13 protein-coding genes are annotated in these 14154 nt (G+C 35.3%); all 13 read left to right on the top strand.

Annotated elements, in window-relative coordinates:
• Positions 1-111: 111 nt before the first annotated feature.
• The 13 genes from A8708_RS08995 to A8708_RS36060 are packed head-to-tail and all read left to right on the top strand — an operon-like array spanning position 112 to position 14135.
• Positions 112-1386, top strand: a complete 1275-nt coding sequence (locus tag A8708_RS08995; protein ID WP_068663162.1) for a glycosyltransferase family 4 protein — start codon at positions 112-114, stop codon at positions 1384-1386.
• Positions 1387-1412: 26 nt separating this feature from the next.
• A complete protein-coding gene (locus A8708_RS08990) occupies positions 1413-2498 on the top strand; it encodes a mannose-1-phosphate guanylyltransferase (RefSeq protein ID WP_068663161.1) in 1086 nt (361 codons plus the stop codon).
• 26 nt (positions 2499-2524) lie between these two features.
• Positions 2525-3499, top strand: a complete 975-nt coding sequence (gene gmd / locus A8708_RS08985) for a GDP-mannose 4,6-dehydratase (RefSeq protein ID WP_068663160.1) — start codon at positions 2525-2527, stop codon at positions 3497-3499.
• 3 nt (positions 3500-3502) lie between these two features.
• The gene (locus tag A8708_RS08980) at positions 3503-4456 is read left to right on the top strand and encodes a GDP-mannose 4,6-dehydratase (RefSeq protein WP_082927381.1); all 954 of its coding nucleotides are present in this window, start codon (positions 3503-3505) and stop codon (positions 4454-4456) included.
• A complete protein-coding gene (locus tag A8708_RS08975) occupies positions 4443-5372 on the top strand; it encodes a GDP-L-fucose synthase family protein (protein WP_068663158.1) in 930 nt (309 codons plus the stop codon). Before A8708_RS08980 ends, A8708_RS08975 begins: the two co-directional genes overlap by 14 nt.
• A 10-nt stretch (positions 5373-5382) precedes the next feature.
• Entirely contained in the window at positions 5383-6165 is a 783-nt protein-coding gene (locus A8708_RS08970; RefSeq protein ID WP_068663157.1) for an ABC transporter permease, read from the top strand.
• Positions 6165-7511, top strand: a complete 1347-nt coding sequence (locus tag A8708_RS08965; RefSeq protein ID WP_167355866.1) for an ABC transporter ATP-binding protein — start codon at positions 6165-6167, stop codon at positions 7509-7511. The genes A8708_RS08970 and A8708_RS08965 overlap by 1 nt, the downstream gene beginning before the upstream one ends.
• 40 nt (positions 7512-7551) lie before the next feature.
• The gene (locus tag A8708_RS08960) at positions 7552-8784 is read left to right on the top strand and encodes a class I SAM-dependent methyltransferase (protein ID WP_204787496.1); all 1233 of its coding nucleotides are present in this window, start codon (positions 7552-7554) and stop codon (positions 8782-8784) included.
• A 1-nt stretch (position 8785) separates the two neighbouring features.
• Positions 8786-10384 (top strand): glycosyltransferase family 4 protein, encoded by a 1599-nt coding sequence (locus tag A8708_RS08955; protein WP_068663154.1) that lies wholly within the window; start codon positions 8786-8788, stop codon positions 10382-10384.
• 25 nt (positions 10385-10409) lie between these two features.
• Positions 10410-11309, top strand: coding sequence for a glycosyltransferase family 2 protein (locus A8708_RS08950; RefSeq protein ID WP_082927380.1), 900 nt, complete (start codon positions 10410-10412; stop codon positions 11307-11309).
• Entirely contained in the window at positions 11310-12476 is a 1167-nt protein-coding gene (locus A8708_RS08945; protein ID WP_068663153.1) for a glycosyltransferase family 4 protein, read from the top strand.
• Entirely contained in the window at positions 12455-13288 is an 834-nt protein-coding gene (locus tag A8708_RS08940) for a glycosyltransferase family 2 protein (RefSeq protein WP_082927379.1), read from the top strand. The genes A8708_RS08945 and A8708_RS08940 overlap by 22 nt, the downstream gene beginning before the upstream one ends.
• Before the next feature lie 16 nt (positions 13289-13304).
• Complete coding sequence (locus tag A8708_RS36060) at positions 13305-14135, top strand: hypothetical protein (RefSeq protein ID WP_204787495.1); 831 nt, start codon at positions 13305-13307, stop codon at positions 14133-14135.
• The last annotated feature ends 19 nt before the right edge of the window (positions 14136-14154 follow it).

Raw genomic sequence — 14154 nt, 5'->3', positions numbered from 1 at the left:
TACTGGAAGAGGGTTTCCAAATGGAGATTTAATAACGTTTATTCCAATCAATAATTTTCCGATAGACAAAAATAGAACCAAATTGATAGACTCTTGGTGGTGAGTGGTAACATGAAGAAAGCTATATTTAAGTTACTTTATAAATCAGCAGTTTATGGAAAGAAACACTTAAATCCTCTGCTTTCTTCTAGACTGAAGAAGTACGTTAAGAAGAATTTACTTGCCAAAGCTTATCCATTAGATGATTTATCTTCAAATAAGCAGGAGATTAATCGCTCAATTGGGACCCAAACTGGAATAAATTTAATTGGCTATTCAAGAGCAGAAATGGGGATTGGAGAATCCTGTCGGATTGCTGCAAAGAGTCTAACAGCTGTGAATCACCCATTTGGTATTATCAATTTTGAAGGAACTAACTCATCTCGGATGGGTGATCTAACTTGGAAGCATAAAGAAATGAATGAACCTCTTTATAATGTAAACATCTTTCATATAAATGCTGAGCAAATGATGGAAGTCTACTCAAACAAAGGAAACGAGATTTTTCAGAATAGATATAATATTGGTTATTGGCACTGGGAATTACCTGATTTTCCAGATGAATGGCTGGAAAATTTCCGGTTTGTCCATGAAGTTTGGGTGCCCTCAAATTTCGTTCTTGATTCAATTTCTATGAAAAGTCCTGTACCCGTTGTAAAAATACCCCACAGTATTGAAGTTCTTATTGAAGAAAAACGTTCTAGACAATACTTTGCTTTGCCTGAAGATGTCTTTTTGTTTTTGTCCATGTATGATGCCCATAGCTATCAAGATCGTAAAAACCCCGAGGCTGCTGTACATGCTTTTAAAAAAGCTTTTTCACCTGAAGATGTAAGTGTAGGATTAGTGTTAAAGGTGAACAACTCCAGATCAACGCCCGATGAGATTAAACGTCTAGAGAAATTGATTCTCGGGCATCACAATATTTATTTGATCAAAGAGACTTATAATCGGAATGATGTTAACGCACTTATAGCTGTAATTGATTGTTTCGTCTCCTTACATCGTTCAGAAGGGTTTGGACTCGGACTAGCTGAGGCAATGTATCTAGGGAAAGCCGTTATAGGAACGAATTGGTCATCTAATATTGATTTTATGAGACATGATAATTCCTGCTTGGTTAACTATGAGTTGATTCAATTAGGGAAGGATTTTGGTCCTTATCAGGCTTACCAATACTGGGCTGACCCTAGTGTGGATCATGCTGCTTCATATATGAAAAAACTTGCTTATGATACAGAATACTATAGACAGATTGCTGCAAATGGAGAAAAAACGATTAAAGAGCAGTTTTCACCTCAAGCTATAGGCAAATTAATTCAAAAAAGATTGAAATACATCAAATAAAATTTTGGAATCACGGAGGTAACCTTATGAGAACGATTACTTCTGTAATCATGGCAGGTGGAAAAGGGGAAAGATTTTGGCCCAAGAGTAGAACAAATCTTCCTAAGCAATTTTTGAATATCTCTGGAAATAAATCAATGATTCAACAGACAGTTGGAAGACTGGAATCCTTGATCGATATTAGTCAAATATTCATTGTTACTAATGAATTGTATGCTGAGCTAATAAGAGGGCAAATTCCTCATCTTCCTGCTGAGAATATTATTATTGAACCCGTAGGTAGAAATACAGCTCCATGTGTAGGTTTGGCCTCAATTATTATTGAAGAGAAATTCCCAGATAGTACGATGATTGTTTTGCCATCGGATCATATTATCGAAAATGAAGAAGGCTTTATGGAGATTTTGAAAGCGGCTGTGCAAGTGGCTGATACTGATAACAATCTTGTAACTCTGGGGATATCGCCTACTTACGCGGAAACGGGCTATGGTTATATTGAAAGTACAAGTGAGGATTTGCAGGTGGTTGACGATTTAGAAGTTTATAAAGTCAATCGTTTTGTTGAGAAGCCTGACGTTAAGACTGCTGAGGACTATCTGAAATCAGGTAATTTTTATTGGAATAGCGGGATATTTATTTGGAAGGTTTCTACGATACGGCATTACTTTCATACGTTGTTACCACAAGTTCATGATATATTAGAGACTATGAAGCAAGGGTTCCATTTGAGTAGCCGAGAAGAGACAATACAATCAGAATTTTTCAAAATGCCAGATCAATCGATTGACTACGGGATTATGGAAAAAGCAGAAAACATCTACGTTATACCGTGCACGTTTGGGTGGGATGATGTTGGTAGTTGGACTGCATTGGATCGAATTAATGATCGTGACGATGATGGCAATGTTATTCGTGGTAATATACTTAATATCGATACTAAGCGTTGTATAATTGAGAGTAACAACGGCAAATTAATTGCAACTTTGGGGATTGAAGATCTTATCGTTGTTGATACAGATGATGTAACTTTGATTTGTACCAAAGACAAGGCACAAGAAGTGAAGTTGTTGCTTAAAGCATTAAGGACACAGAAATTAGATCAATACTTATAAATCAACACATAGGAGAGAAGATAATAATGTCACAGAAAAGAGCTTTAATTACGGGAATTACAGGACAAGATGGATCGTATTTAGCTGAATTACTGATATCGAAAGGTTACAAAGTATTTGGAATTAAAAGAAGAACTAGTGCTCCAATTATGGAGAATATCATACATATTGCGAATGAAATCGAGTTCATCGATGGTGATTTACAGGATCTTGGTTCACTAATTCAAGCAGTGAAAATTTCGAATCCAGATGAAGTTTATAACCTCGCTGCGCAATCTTTTGTAGGAACTTCATGGGCGCAACCAGTGCTTACTGCTCAGTCAACTGCAATTGGTGTAACCAATATGCTAGAAGCAGTTCGATTAGTTAAGCCTGATGCTCGTTTCTATCAAGCTTCAAGTAGTGAGATGTTTGGCAAAGTTGTGGAAACACCACAAGTTGAAACAACGCCTTTTTATCCACGCAGCCCTTATGGTGTAGCTAAAGTATACGGTCATTGGATTACGGTTAACTATAGAGAGAGCTATGATATGTTTGCTTGTTCAGGGATCCTATTCAATCATGAATCACCACGTAGAGGCATTGAATTTGTGACTAGAAAAGTAACAGATGCGGTTGCGCGGATTAAGCTTGGATTGCAAAATGAACTTAGAATGGGAAATCTTGACTCTAAGCGCGACTGGGGTTTCGCAGGGGATTATGTACAAGCCATGTGGCTAATGCTGCAACAAGATGCACCTGATGATTTTGTTATTTCAACTGGAGAGACTCACACCGTTGAAGAGCTTGTTGAGATCGCTTTTAGCCATGCTGGACTAAATTGGAGAGATTATATTGTGATTGATCCGAAATTCGTTAGACCGGCAGAAGTAGATCTACTACTGGGGGATTGCACGAAAGCGAAAGAAAAATTGGGTTGGAAGTTAGATGTAGGATTTGAAGAGTTAGTTAAAATGATGGTTGATAGTGATCTCGAGAGAGTGCGAAAAGAAATACGATAAGGTGTGATTTTTCTGAAAGCACTTGTAACTGGAGCTAGTGGTTTTGTTGGGACCGTGTTGTCTCAATCGATGATGAAACAAAATATGGAAGTATTAGGGATAGCTAGGTCGGAAGCATTTTATAATGAGCGTAAGAACGATGATTTCAAATGTGATATTTTGGATAAAGCTAAATTAAAGGAAATATTAACATCCTACAGTCCTGACTACATTGTTCATCTCGCAGGCCCGGCCTTTATACCTGATTCATTCATTAATCCATTAAAAACATATGAAATTATTTTTAATGGGACATTAAACTTACTTGAGTGTGTAAAAGAATTAAAATTAAACTCAAAAATATTATATGTTAGTTCGGCTGATGTGTATGGAGGAAATAACAATAGTGTGTTGGTTGAGACTGAACACTATGATCCTAAAAGTCCCTATTCAGCAGCTAAAGCTTGTTCAGAACTGTTATGTAGACAATTTACAAATTCTTATGGTTTAAACACCGTAATTGCACGTCCTTTCAATCATACAGGACCAGGGCAATCAATAGACTTTGTTTGTTCGAGTTTCGCTCACCAAGTAGCAACCATGGTGGGTCAAAATGAGAAAATACTTCGTACAGGGAACATTGATGTTAAAAGAGATTTTCTTGATGTTAGAGATGTAGTTGAAGCTTATATCCGATTATTGATGCTTGGAGTTAATGGGGAAACATACAATGTTAGCTCTGGTAAGGCTATCTCTTTAAGAGATATAATTGAAATATTGTTCCGAGAAGCAAATATCAATAAGTATGAAATTTATATTGATCCCCAAAAAGTAAGAAATAATGATATTCCGGTCAGGATTGGAGAAAGTAGTAAACTTAGACAATTAACTGGTTGGTTTCCCAAATACAGTATAGAACAAACTTTAGCTGACATTTTCCATTATTGGAAGGAGAAAAGCCTGCATGCTGACAGATAAAAGAATTGTGGTTACAGGTGGTGCTGGTTTTTTAGGTCATCATGTTGTAGAAAAACTAAAGGAAAAAGGTTATAATCATATATTTGTTCCAAGAAGCAAGGATTATAATCTAATAACAGAAGCTGGTATTACTAAAATGTTTCATGATATGAAACCTGATTATATTATCCATCTTGCAGCAGTTGTTGGTGGAATTGGTGCTAACAGAGAGAACCCAGGGAAATACTTCTATGATAATTTGATGATGGGTACTCAATTAATCGAGCAATCGCGAGTCTTTGGTGTGGAGAAGTTTGTTGCAATTGGTACGATTTGTGCTTATCCAAAGCACACACCCGTGCCATTCTCTGAGCAGGATCTCTGGTTGGGTTATCCTGAAGAAACTAATGCGCCCTACGGACTTGCAAAAAAAATGATGCTAGTTCAATCCCAAGCATATAGAGAGCAATATAATTTTAATTCAGTATATCTTCTACCTGTTAATCTTTACGGGCCTAGAGATAACTTTGATCCCAACACATCTCATGTTATTCCTGCATTGGTAAAGAAATGTATTGATGCTATTAAGAATGGTGACAATTCGATCACTGTTTGGGGAACAGGGAATGCCACTAGAGAATTCTTATACGTTGAAGACGCTGCAGAAGGGATTGTTGCAGCAATGGAATCTTACAACAAAAGTGACCCGATAAATCTGGGGGCAGGCTACGAAATCTCCATAAAAAACTTAGTAGAAAAGATCGCAGAAATGACTGGATTTACTGGAGAAATAATTTGGGATAGTACTAAACCGGACGGTCAACCTCGGAGAAGTTTAGACACGACCCGAGCTTATGAGGAATTTGGCTTTAAATCGAAAACTGATTTTGATAATGGTTTAAAGAACACAATTGAATGGTATAAAACGAAGAGCTAGGTGGTAAGGTATGGATAGTATTTGGAAATATCGAAAGTATATTTGGGACAACTCAATTTCAGAACTGAAAAATCGTTACGCTGGATCATCACTAGGAGCTGTCTGGAACGTATTGCAGCCTTTATTCCAAATACTAATTTTTACCTATATTTTCTCGCAAGTTATGATTGCCAAAATACCGAACATGGAATCATCCAGCGCTTTTGCAATATATTTATGTGCTGGATTAATTCCATGGATTTCATTTTCGGATATTGTTGTAAGAGGAAGTAACGTATTTCTTGTTAATTCAACGTATCTGAAGAAATTAGCTATTCCAGAGTATATATTCATGCTGCAAGTATCTTTAACCTCGACAATCATATTATTCATTTCAATGGTACTGCTCTTTCTTATTGTGCTCATTTTAGGACAAATAGTAACATTATTATGGCTGATTATCCCAATTGTTTTGTTTATGCTTGTAGTTTTTGCCACTGGAATTGCCTTCGTGGTTGCGACAGTTAATGTTTTCTTTAAAGATGTAGGTCAGTTTTTGGTTAGTTTTATACAAATTTGGATGTGGCTAACCCCTATTGTATATATTAAGGAGCTTTTACCTACTTCTTTCGCAAGTTTAATAAATTACAATCCAGTTTATTATTTTATTGATTCCTTACAGCAAATTATTGTATACGCCAAGCCGCCTACTACTTCAAACTGGGTACTTATGATTATATTCACTTGTGTTTCAGTTTTCATTGGCATTTTTGTATTGAAAATTTTGCGTTCTGAAATAAGGGATGTCATATGATGCTAAAAAATAATATTGTTGTTGATATTAAAGAGTTATCTAAAAAGTATAAAATCTATGCAAAACCACATCATCGTTTGTTAGAGTGGATTACACTTGGTAACTTGAAAAAGCATACTGATTTCTGGGCCCTCAGAGATGTTAGTTTTTCTGTATCAGAAGGAGAATGTATAGGCATAATTGGACACAATGGTGCTGGGAAAAGTACTCTTTTGAAAATATTATCAAAAGCTCTTTATCCATCTCATGGTAGCATGAAGGTCAAAGGAAATATGGTTTCATTGCTTGAATTGGGAACTGGTTTCAACCCAGAACTTACAGGTTTACAGAATATTTTTACAAGTGGGAAGCTGCTAGGTTTTTCTGATGAATATCTAAATGCTAAATTAACATCAATTCTTGAATTTTCGGAACTAGGCGACTTTATACATCAACCTGTGAAATCCTATTCTTCAGGGATGTATGTTCGGTTAGCTTTTTCACTATATGCAAGTCTAGATCCTGATATATATGTTGTTGATGAAGCATTATCTGTAGGAGATATCTTCTTTCAACAAAAGTGTTTTGATTTTTTGCAAAAATTAAAGGCTAACGGTGCAGCAATTATTCTTGTTACTCATGATATGCAAAGCGTAAAAAAATATTGTGATCGTGTCATTATTCTCAATAATGGCAAAGTTACAAATGAGGGTAGTCCTTTAGAGATGGTTAATCTTTTTTATTCTTCGAATGGGAAAAATTTAGCTGGCCAGCAATTAGAAGGAGAGTTAATTGAAATTAGTAGTAATGGAATAGTTGGAATTGATATTCCAGAAGAAAGCAAACATAATATTCAAAATGCAGTTGGAATTCGTCGAGGAGACGGTAAGGTTAGAATTATTGGAGCAATATTTTGCGATAGCGATGGTAAAGAGGCTAGAACAGCAAATACTGGTGATAATTTAACTTTAAGTATATACTCTGAGATTATAGAAAATGTAGATGACTTAGCATTTACGTTTCAAATGTCTGACAGACACAACACTGTCGTGTTTGGACAAAACTCATATATGATAAATAAAAATATTCTAAGCGCAAGGAAAGGGAATATCATTAAAGCTTCTTTCAAAATAGAGATGAATCTTTTTCAAGGATTATATACGGTTATGGTTGGAGCTACAGATTGTCAAACTGAAGTAAGCAATAAGATTTATGATACAATTGAAGGTTGTATGACCCTAGAAATAATGAAACCTGAATGGAGATCATTTCATGGAGTGGCATTTATGAAATCTACTTTCGAAATCGAAGGCACAAATAGAACTGAAGGAATTCATAGAAATGAGGTAAAGTATGCAAGACAATAACTCGATTGAAATAGTAGAATGCTGGTGCGGTTGTAGGCAAATGGATAACTTCAGTGAGAAATATAAAAAATGTAGAGAATGTCAAACATTAATAAATACACCAAGAAAGAATGAAGTTTTTTATGAAGTGGAAAATGATGAAGATGATTTCTATGGAAAAAAATACTGGACAGGTCATCAGGTAGATAATTATGGTTACCCAAACATATTTCAGCGATCCAGGCAGGATTTAACTGGAAGATGTTTATATTGGTTGCGTAAGGTTATGGAATACAAAGGTACTCCGGGCAAGACATTAGAGATTGGTAGCGGACCAGGGGCGTTTGTACAGATGCTAAAGAGTGTTGGTTTTGAAGCAAAAGGACTAGAATTAAGTCCATGGGTCGCTAATTATGGTAGAAATTACCATGGAGTCGAGATTATTAACAGTAAAATTGAGGACGTATCGGAAAATATGGAATTAAAAGATATTGTTGTTATGATGGACGTTCTCGAACACTTCACTGACCCAGTAGAGTCAATGAGGCATACTCTCAGTGTAATAAAAAATGATGGGATAATCGTTATTCAAACACCATGTTATAACCATATGAGTTATGAAGAGATGATAGCAACAAACGATCCTTTTCTAATTCAACTTAAGGACCAGGAACATTTATATTTATTCAGCACTAAAGCAGTCACTATGCTTCTCGAATCTTATGGATTTAAATACATTAATTTTATAGACCCATTATTTCCTTATGATATGTTTTTAATTGCAAGTGCTGAGGAATTAGTACAAGTAGGTAACGATCAAGTTACAGCGCATTTGCAATCGAAACCAGAAACAAGACTCATACTAGCGTTACTTGATTTATACGATGAAGTGAATAGAGTTAGTAACGAGGCAGAGATTAGGCTGGCCAATAACAAAAAATTAGAACAATTGCTTAGTGAATGTGAATATGATAGAGAAGTGAGAATACAAACAATTCATAAACTAGAAAGTTTACTGAAGGAATCAGAAGCAGATAGAGAAGCAAGATTACAGTCAATTCAAAAGTTAGAAGAGCTTCTTAAGGAATCAGAAGCAGATAGAGAAGCAAGATTACAGTCAATTCAAAAGTTAGAAGAGCTTCTTAAGGAATCAGAAGCAGACAGAGAAGCCAGATTAATTGCTATCCAAAAATTAGAGAGTTTATTAAAGGAATCCGAAATAGATCGAGAAGCAAGATTGGAATCGATTCAAAAATTAGAGAAACTCTTGCAAGAAAAACAAGGTCAGGTGTGAGATGAAAGTAGCGATTGATGTTGTCCCAATAAGAAATACCGGTGAAATGGGAGGGGCTTTTCAATTAGTCATCGAGCTAATTAAAGGCTTAGCTCAACACAATAGCAATGATCAATATTATTTGTTAACAGCTGAATGGAATCATCAGTACTTCGAGGCATTCGAGCAATACGGAATTGAGAGGATATTAGTTCAAGCTTCTAGCAAGCCACAACAACCGGTCAAAACCACCTTTTTTTATAAAGTTAAAAGAAAAATATTCAATAAGATTAAAAAGTTTTCGAAAAAAATATTCAAATCAGTGAATCTGACTAGAACTTCAATTCTAAGATCTAGATCAATTGATGTTTTGTTTTGTCCAATGAGTGCGGTTAATTATTCAGAACCGGGCATACCAACTCTCAGCTTGATTTATGATTTGCAACATAAATATTATCCGCAATTTTTTACTGAAGAAGAGATAGCTGTACGTGATAATTATTATAAAGGTATATCCGAATTGGCGGATTATGTAGTTTGTATCTCAGACTTCACCAAGAATACATTGGTAGAGAAACTAAATTATCCGCAAGATAGAGCTGAAGTTATTTATATCAGTATCCAGGATCGATTAAACGGAATTAGTTCTATCGACACAGCTGAAATTAATCAAAAGCTCGGTCTAAAGGGTAAGAATTATGCTTATTACCCAGCAAACTTTTGGTCACACAAAAATCATCGTGTACTTCTCACGGCTATGTCAATATTCATTAATAAATATCCTGAATTAGATTTGCATCTATGCTTGACAGGAAGCTTATTAAATCAAGAAGCATATTTTAACGAAATCATTAGTCAAATGAACCTGCAAGATCGAGTACTTCATTTAGGATATGTTACTGAACATGAGGTATCTGTAATAATGGAGAACGCTAGTTTTTTAATATTTCCTAGCCTATTCGAAGGATTTGGAATACCCGTAGCGGAAGCGTTGTCGATGGGGACTCCTGTTATTTGCAGTCAAAATACAAGTCTTCCTGAGGTGGGCGGAGATGCTGTATTGTATTTTGATCCTCGAAAACCGGAAGAAATTGCTGAAGTTATGAAAAACATTGTAACCGACAAACCTTTGAGAGATAGGTTAGTACTAAAGGGTTATGAACAAATTAAGAAATTTGATAATAGTATTATGATTAAGCAATACCATGAATTACTAAGTAAAGTAGCAAGCGTTGAGTCGTTTAATAAATATTCAATTAGTGGGATATACGGAGACAATTGGAGTGGAGAAGCTGTTGATATTTCAATTAGTGATGAATCGATAGATCGTTATTTATATGTGGAATTGATTCTTCCATCTGTTTCACCTCATAAAAGAGGTCAATTGCACCTGACTATCAATGGAAAAATAAAGAAATATACTTTTACCACAGATTCACTTTTAGTAATAACTGAAGATTTACCCAAGGTAACTGGTGAGATTTCAATAGTAATTCGGACTACTTTTAAACCTAGTGAAATCGGTATTCCTGATGAACGTAAATTAGGTGTGCAAATCCCGAAAGTTGATATTAGAGAAAAGCACTCAGGTAAATCATTAAAATCGCTTCATGGAGCGTAAAATAATTTAAAGGGTTGAAACAAAAATGACAATAAAGATTTCAATCGTCACCCCGTCTTATAACCAGGGTGTTTTTCTGAAAAGAACTTTAGATAGTATTCTTGATCAAAAAATAGAGGGTTTAGAATTAATCGTATTTGATGGTGGGAGCAAAGATAGTTCTGTAGCAGTTCTTCAAAGTTACGGAGAGTTACTATCCTATGTTTCTCAAAAGGATGAAGGTCAATCGGACGCTGTAAATAAAGGGTTGACTCAAGCTAAAGGTGAGATAATTGGCTGGTTAAACTCGGATGATGTTTATTATCCTGGATCATTAAATAAAGTTATTGAGATATTCGATAACAATCCTGATATTGATGTCATTTATGGTAAAGCAGACCACATCGACGAAAATGATAATTATATGGAAGACTACTACACAGAAAAATGGGATTATGAGAAATTAAAGGAAATATGTTATATTTGTCAGCCGGCTGTATTTTTCAGAAAATCTGTTGTTGACAAGTATGGGATATTAAATAAAGATCTAAGATATTGTATGGACTATGAATTTTGGCTTAGAATAGGACGCGAAAAGCCTTTTTATTTTCTAGAACAGAAGCTAGCTGGATCAAGGCTTTATTCTGATAACAAGACATTAGGAAGTCGCAGAGCGGTTCATGAAGAAATAATATTAATGCTAAAAGAGAAGTGTGGGTCAGCTCCAGAAAAATGGATATATAATCTTGCTCATGTAATTACTGAGGAAGCAGGATATACCCGTGGAACTGAAAAAGAGAATTATGAATTCGTGAAGGAGCTTGTCAAGAAATCTGCTCTATCTTTTATGAAATATCAAAGATATATAAAGCTTTCTCAGGTTAGAGTAATGATGTCTTGGTTGAAGAGTTCTAGAAAGGCTATGTTGGAGGCGGAGGCTAAGTAAGTGAAAATTGGATTTGATGTTAGTCAGACTGCAGAAGAAATGGCTGGATGTGGCTTTTTCTCTAAACAAATGATTTCTCATTTGCTTGAAATTGATAGAGAAAATAAATATATGTTGTATCCATTGTTTTACGGTTATCGGCATCCAGATTATAAAAAGGCATACCAGAGCACCCAACCTAATGTTATGAATCATTTCATAAATAACTCGTTAAATCATTTTAATCAAAAATGGCAGGATAGCGTTGATAAGAGTGAAATACTGGGGAATCCTGATATTGTTCATTCGAATAATTTTAGTTTTCCAAGCAATGTGAATGCCAAGAGGGTAATGACGATCTACGATATGGGATATTTAGATTGTCCGGAATATACGACTGAGGCGAATCGTTTAGTATGTTTTGATGGTGCATTTGAAGCAAGTTTATATGCAGACCATATTTTAACAATTTCTGAGTTCTCCAAACGAAGCTTTATGAAGTATTTCCCTTATTACCCGGAAGAGAGAATTTCTGTTGTATATTTAGGTTCTAGACCGACATTAACTAAAGTGACAAATGTAACAATCATACAAGAAGTTCAAAAAAAGTTTGGTTTAACTGATTCGTTTTGGTTAGGTGTTGGAACTATTGAGCCTAGAAAAAACTATCGACTTCTGCTGGAAGCATACGCACAATTAGTTGAAGAGCAAGCTGAACCGAAGCCGCTGTATATTGCTGGGGGAAAAGGTTGGATGGAACAAGATATTCAAGATAGAATTAACGAGTTGGGGGTAGCCGATAAGATCAAATTTCTTGGTTATGTATCCGATGAGGAACTATCAGTCTTGTATTCAAAATGTTTTGCTTTTATATATCCTTCTCTCTATGAAGGATTTGGGTTGCCCGTACTAGAGGCCATGAGTTGCGGTGCACCAGTAATAACAAGTAATACTTCGAGCATTCCAGAAGTAATAGGCAGGGCAGGGATCTTAATCGATCCAACAGATGTTAACAGCTTATTAATAGCAATGCGCAATCTCGAAAGTAATAATGAGCTTAGATCTGAGCTTATCGAGAAATCTGTAGGCCAAGCACAAAAGTTCTCATGGCGTACAGCCGCTCAACAAATGTTAGATATTTATCATAAGGTGAGGATTACTGAATCATGGTACAAGAAGAAAGTATGACAAGGTCGCTTCCATCTGTGTCGGTAGTTGTCCCAAATTTGAACCAAGGACACTTTCTAGAAGAAGCACTTCTAAGTATTATAAGTCAACCCAACTTGGATATTAGAATTGCGGTAATGGATGCAGGATCTACTGATGGTTCTCTCTCAATAATAAAAAAGTATGAACAACATATTACACACTGGAGATCGCATCCTGATAATGGGCAAGCCGCGGCAATCAATGAGGGAGTTAAGATATTACCTCCCTCAGATTATGTGTGTTGGCTTAATGCCGATGACACATATTTAGAGCATGGCTTAATCAAAATGGTGGAATATTTAGAAATTAACAAACAATGTGCTGCCGTGTACTCGCAAGCTTATATAACTGATTCAAATAATCATATCTTATCTGAGTATCCCACAGTTAACTTTTCAGTAAAACAACTTTCAAGATCATGTATTATTTGCCAACCCGCGACTTTAATAAGACAAAGTGCCTGGGAAAATAGTAATGGAATAAATGCATCATTACATATGTGCATGGATTATGATTTATGGTGGAGATTACTTAAGCAAGGGGAAATCGGCTATTTAGATGTGTTTACAGCTTGTTCACGTGATCATGAAGGAACTAAAACAAGAAATAATAAGGAGCAACACTACAAGGAAGCATTTAACTTACTCAAAAAACATAATGGTTATGTACCTTGGAGTTGGTGTATGAGTAGGGTAATAGAAACACAAATAGAGAGAAGAAACATATTCTCTAAAATTGGAATTAAATTGAAGGCTGCTTATTATTTCTTGGGATTTAAATACATAAAGTGAGAATGGAGAATTTCCAGTGGAAAACCTAATGTTTCTGCAAAGAATTAATATTGCACTTTCCAGGGGGGCAGTTACATCACAGCTTAGAGATATCGATGAGACAAACCCGATAAGTTGGGAATTTTCAGTATTTAGTCAGAATGGTGAAGATGGAATTATCGACTATTTAACTAGAAAAATAATTAATCCGAACTATTATTTTATAGAAGTCGGCGCATCAGAAGGGCTTGAAAATAATACTTCATGGCTAGCGCTAGGTAGAAAATATGAAGGTGTTATGTACGAAGGTAATTTGGAAGCGGTCTCGAGATTAAGAGAATATATATTACCATTAGCTTTGGGTGTGGAAGCTTACCCTTTGTTTGTTAACTTAGAAAATACAGAAGAGATAATCTCTTGTTCACTATATAAAAATCCCGATGTCGTTTCACTTGATATTGATGGCAATGATTATTACATTGTAAGAAAAATGTTAGAGAGTGGATTGAGACCGAAGATATTTGTTGTTGAATATAACTCCGCATATGGACCTGAGCAGAGAATGACAATTGTATATCATAAAGATTTTGTGTGGGATTATAGTAGTTACGAAAACTATTTATATTTTGGTGTTTCTATATCAGCCTGGAGAAAACTATTTGAAGAACATGGCTATAAATTTGTTACTGTAGAAAGAAGAGGCGTGAATGCGTTTTTCGTGGATCCAGCATGCTTTGAAACTTGTTTTCTTGATAATATAAAAGGATTACATTTTGCAGAGAATTTTTATCAGCTACAAAAGTATAGAGTTACATGGGAAGAACAATTTCAACTAATGAAAAATAGAATGTTTGTTATTATTAATTAAAATGTATAATTAGGGAGTT

Source organism: Paenibacillus oryzisoli (assembly GCF_001653565.1).
Classification (GTDB): domain Bacteria; phylum Bacillota; class Bacilli; order Paenibacillales; family NBRC-103111; genus Paenibacillus_E; species Paenibacillus_E oryzisoli.
The sequence above is the reverse complement of the archived record's forward strand: the minus strand, read 5'-3'. Positions and strand labels throughout refer to the sequence as shown.

Excerpts from the sequence above, each read along its gene's own strand:
- A8708_RS08995 (WP_068663162.1), top strand. The coding sequence starts at position 112 with ATGAAGAAAGCTATATTTAAGTTACTTTATAAATCAGCAGTTTATGGA.
- A8708_RS08990 (WP_068663161.1), top strand. The coding sequence starts at position 1,413 with ATGAGAACGATTACTTCTGTAATCATGGCAGGTGGAAAAGGGGAAAGA.
- gmd (WP_068663160.1), top strand. The coding sequence starts at position 2,525 with ATGTCACAGAAAAGAGCTTTAATTACGGGAATTACAGGACAAGATGGA.
- A8708_RS08975 (WP_068663158.1), top strand. The coding sequence starts at position 4,443 with ATGCTGACAGATAAAAGAATTGTGGTTACAGGTGGTGCTGGTTTTTTA.
- A8708_RS08970 (WP_068663157.1), top strand. The coding sequence starts at position 5,383 with ATGGATAGTATTTGGAAATATCGAAAGTATATTTGGGACAACTCAATT.
- A8708_RS08965 (WP_167355866.1), top strand. The coding sequence starts at position 6,165 with ATGCTAAAAAATAATATTGTTGTTGATATTAAAGAGTTATCTAAAAAG.
- A8708_RS08960 (WP_204787496.1), top strand. The coding sequence starts at position 7,552 with ATGGATAACTTCAGTGAGAAATATAAAAAATGTAGAGAATGTCAAACA.
- A8708_RS08955 (WP_068663154.1), top strand. The coding sequence starts at position 8,786 with ATGAAAGTAGCGATTGATGTTGTCCCAATAAGAAATACCGGTGAAATG.
- A8708_RS08950 (WP_082927380.1), top strand. The coding sequence starts at position 10,410 with ATGACAATAAAGATTTCAATCGTCACCCCGTCTTATAACCAGGGTGTT.
- A8708_RS08940 (WP_082927379.1), top strand. The coding sequence starts at position 12,455 with ATGGTACAAGAAGAAAGTATGACAAGGTCGCTTCCATCTGTGTCGGTA.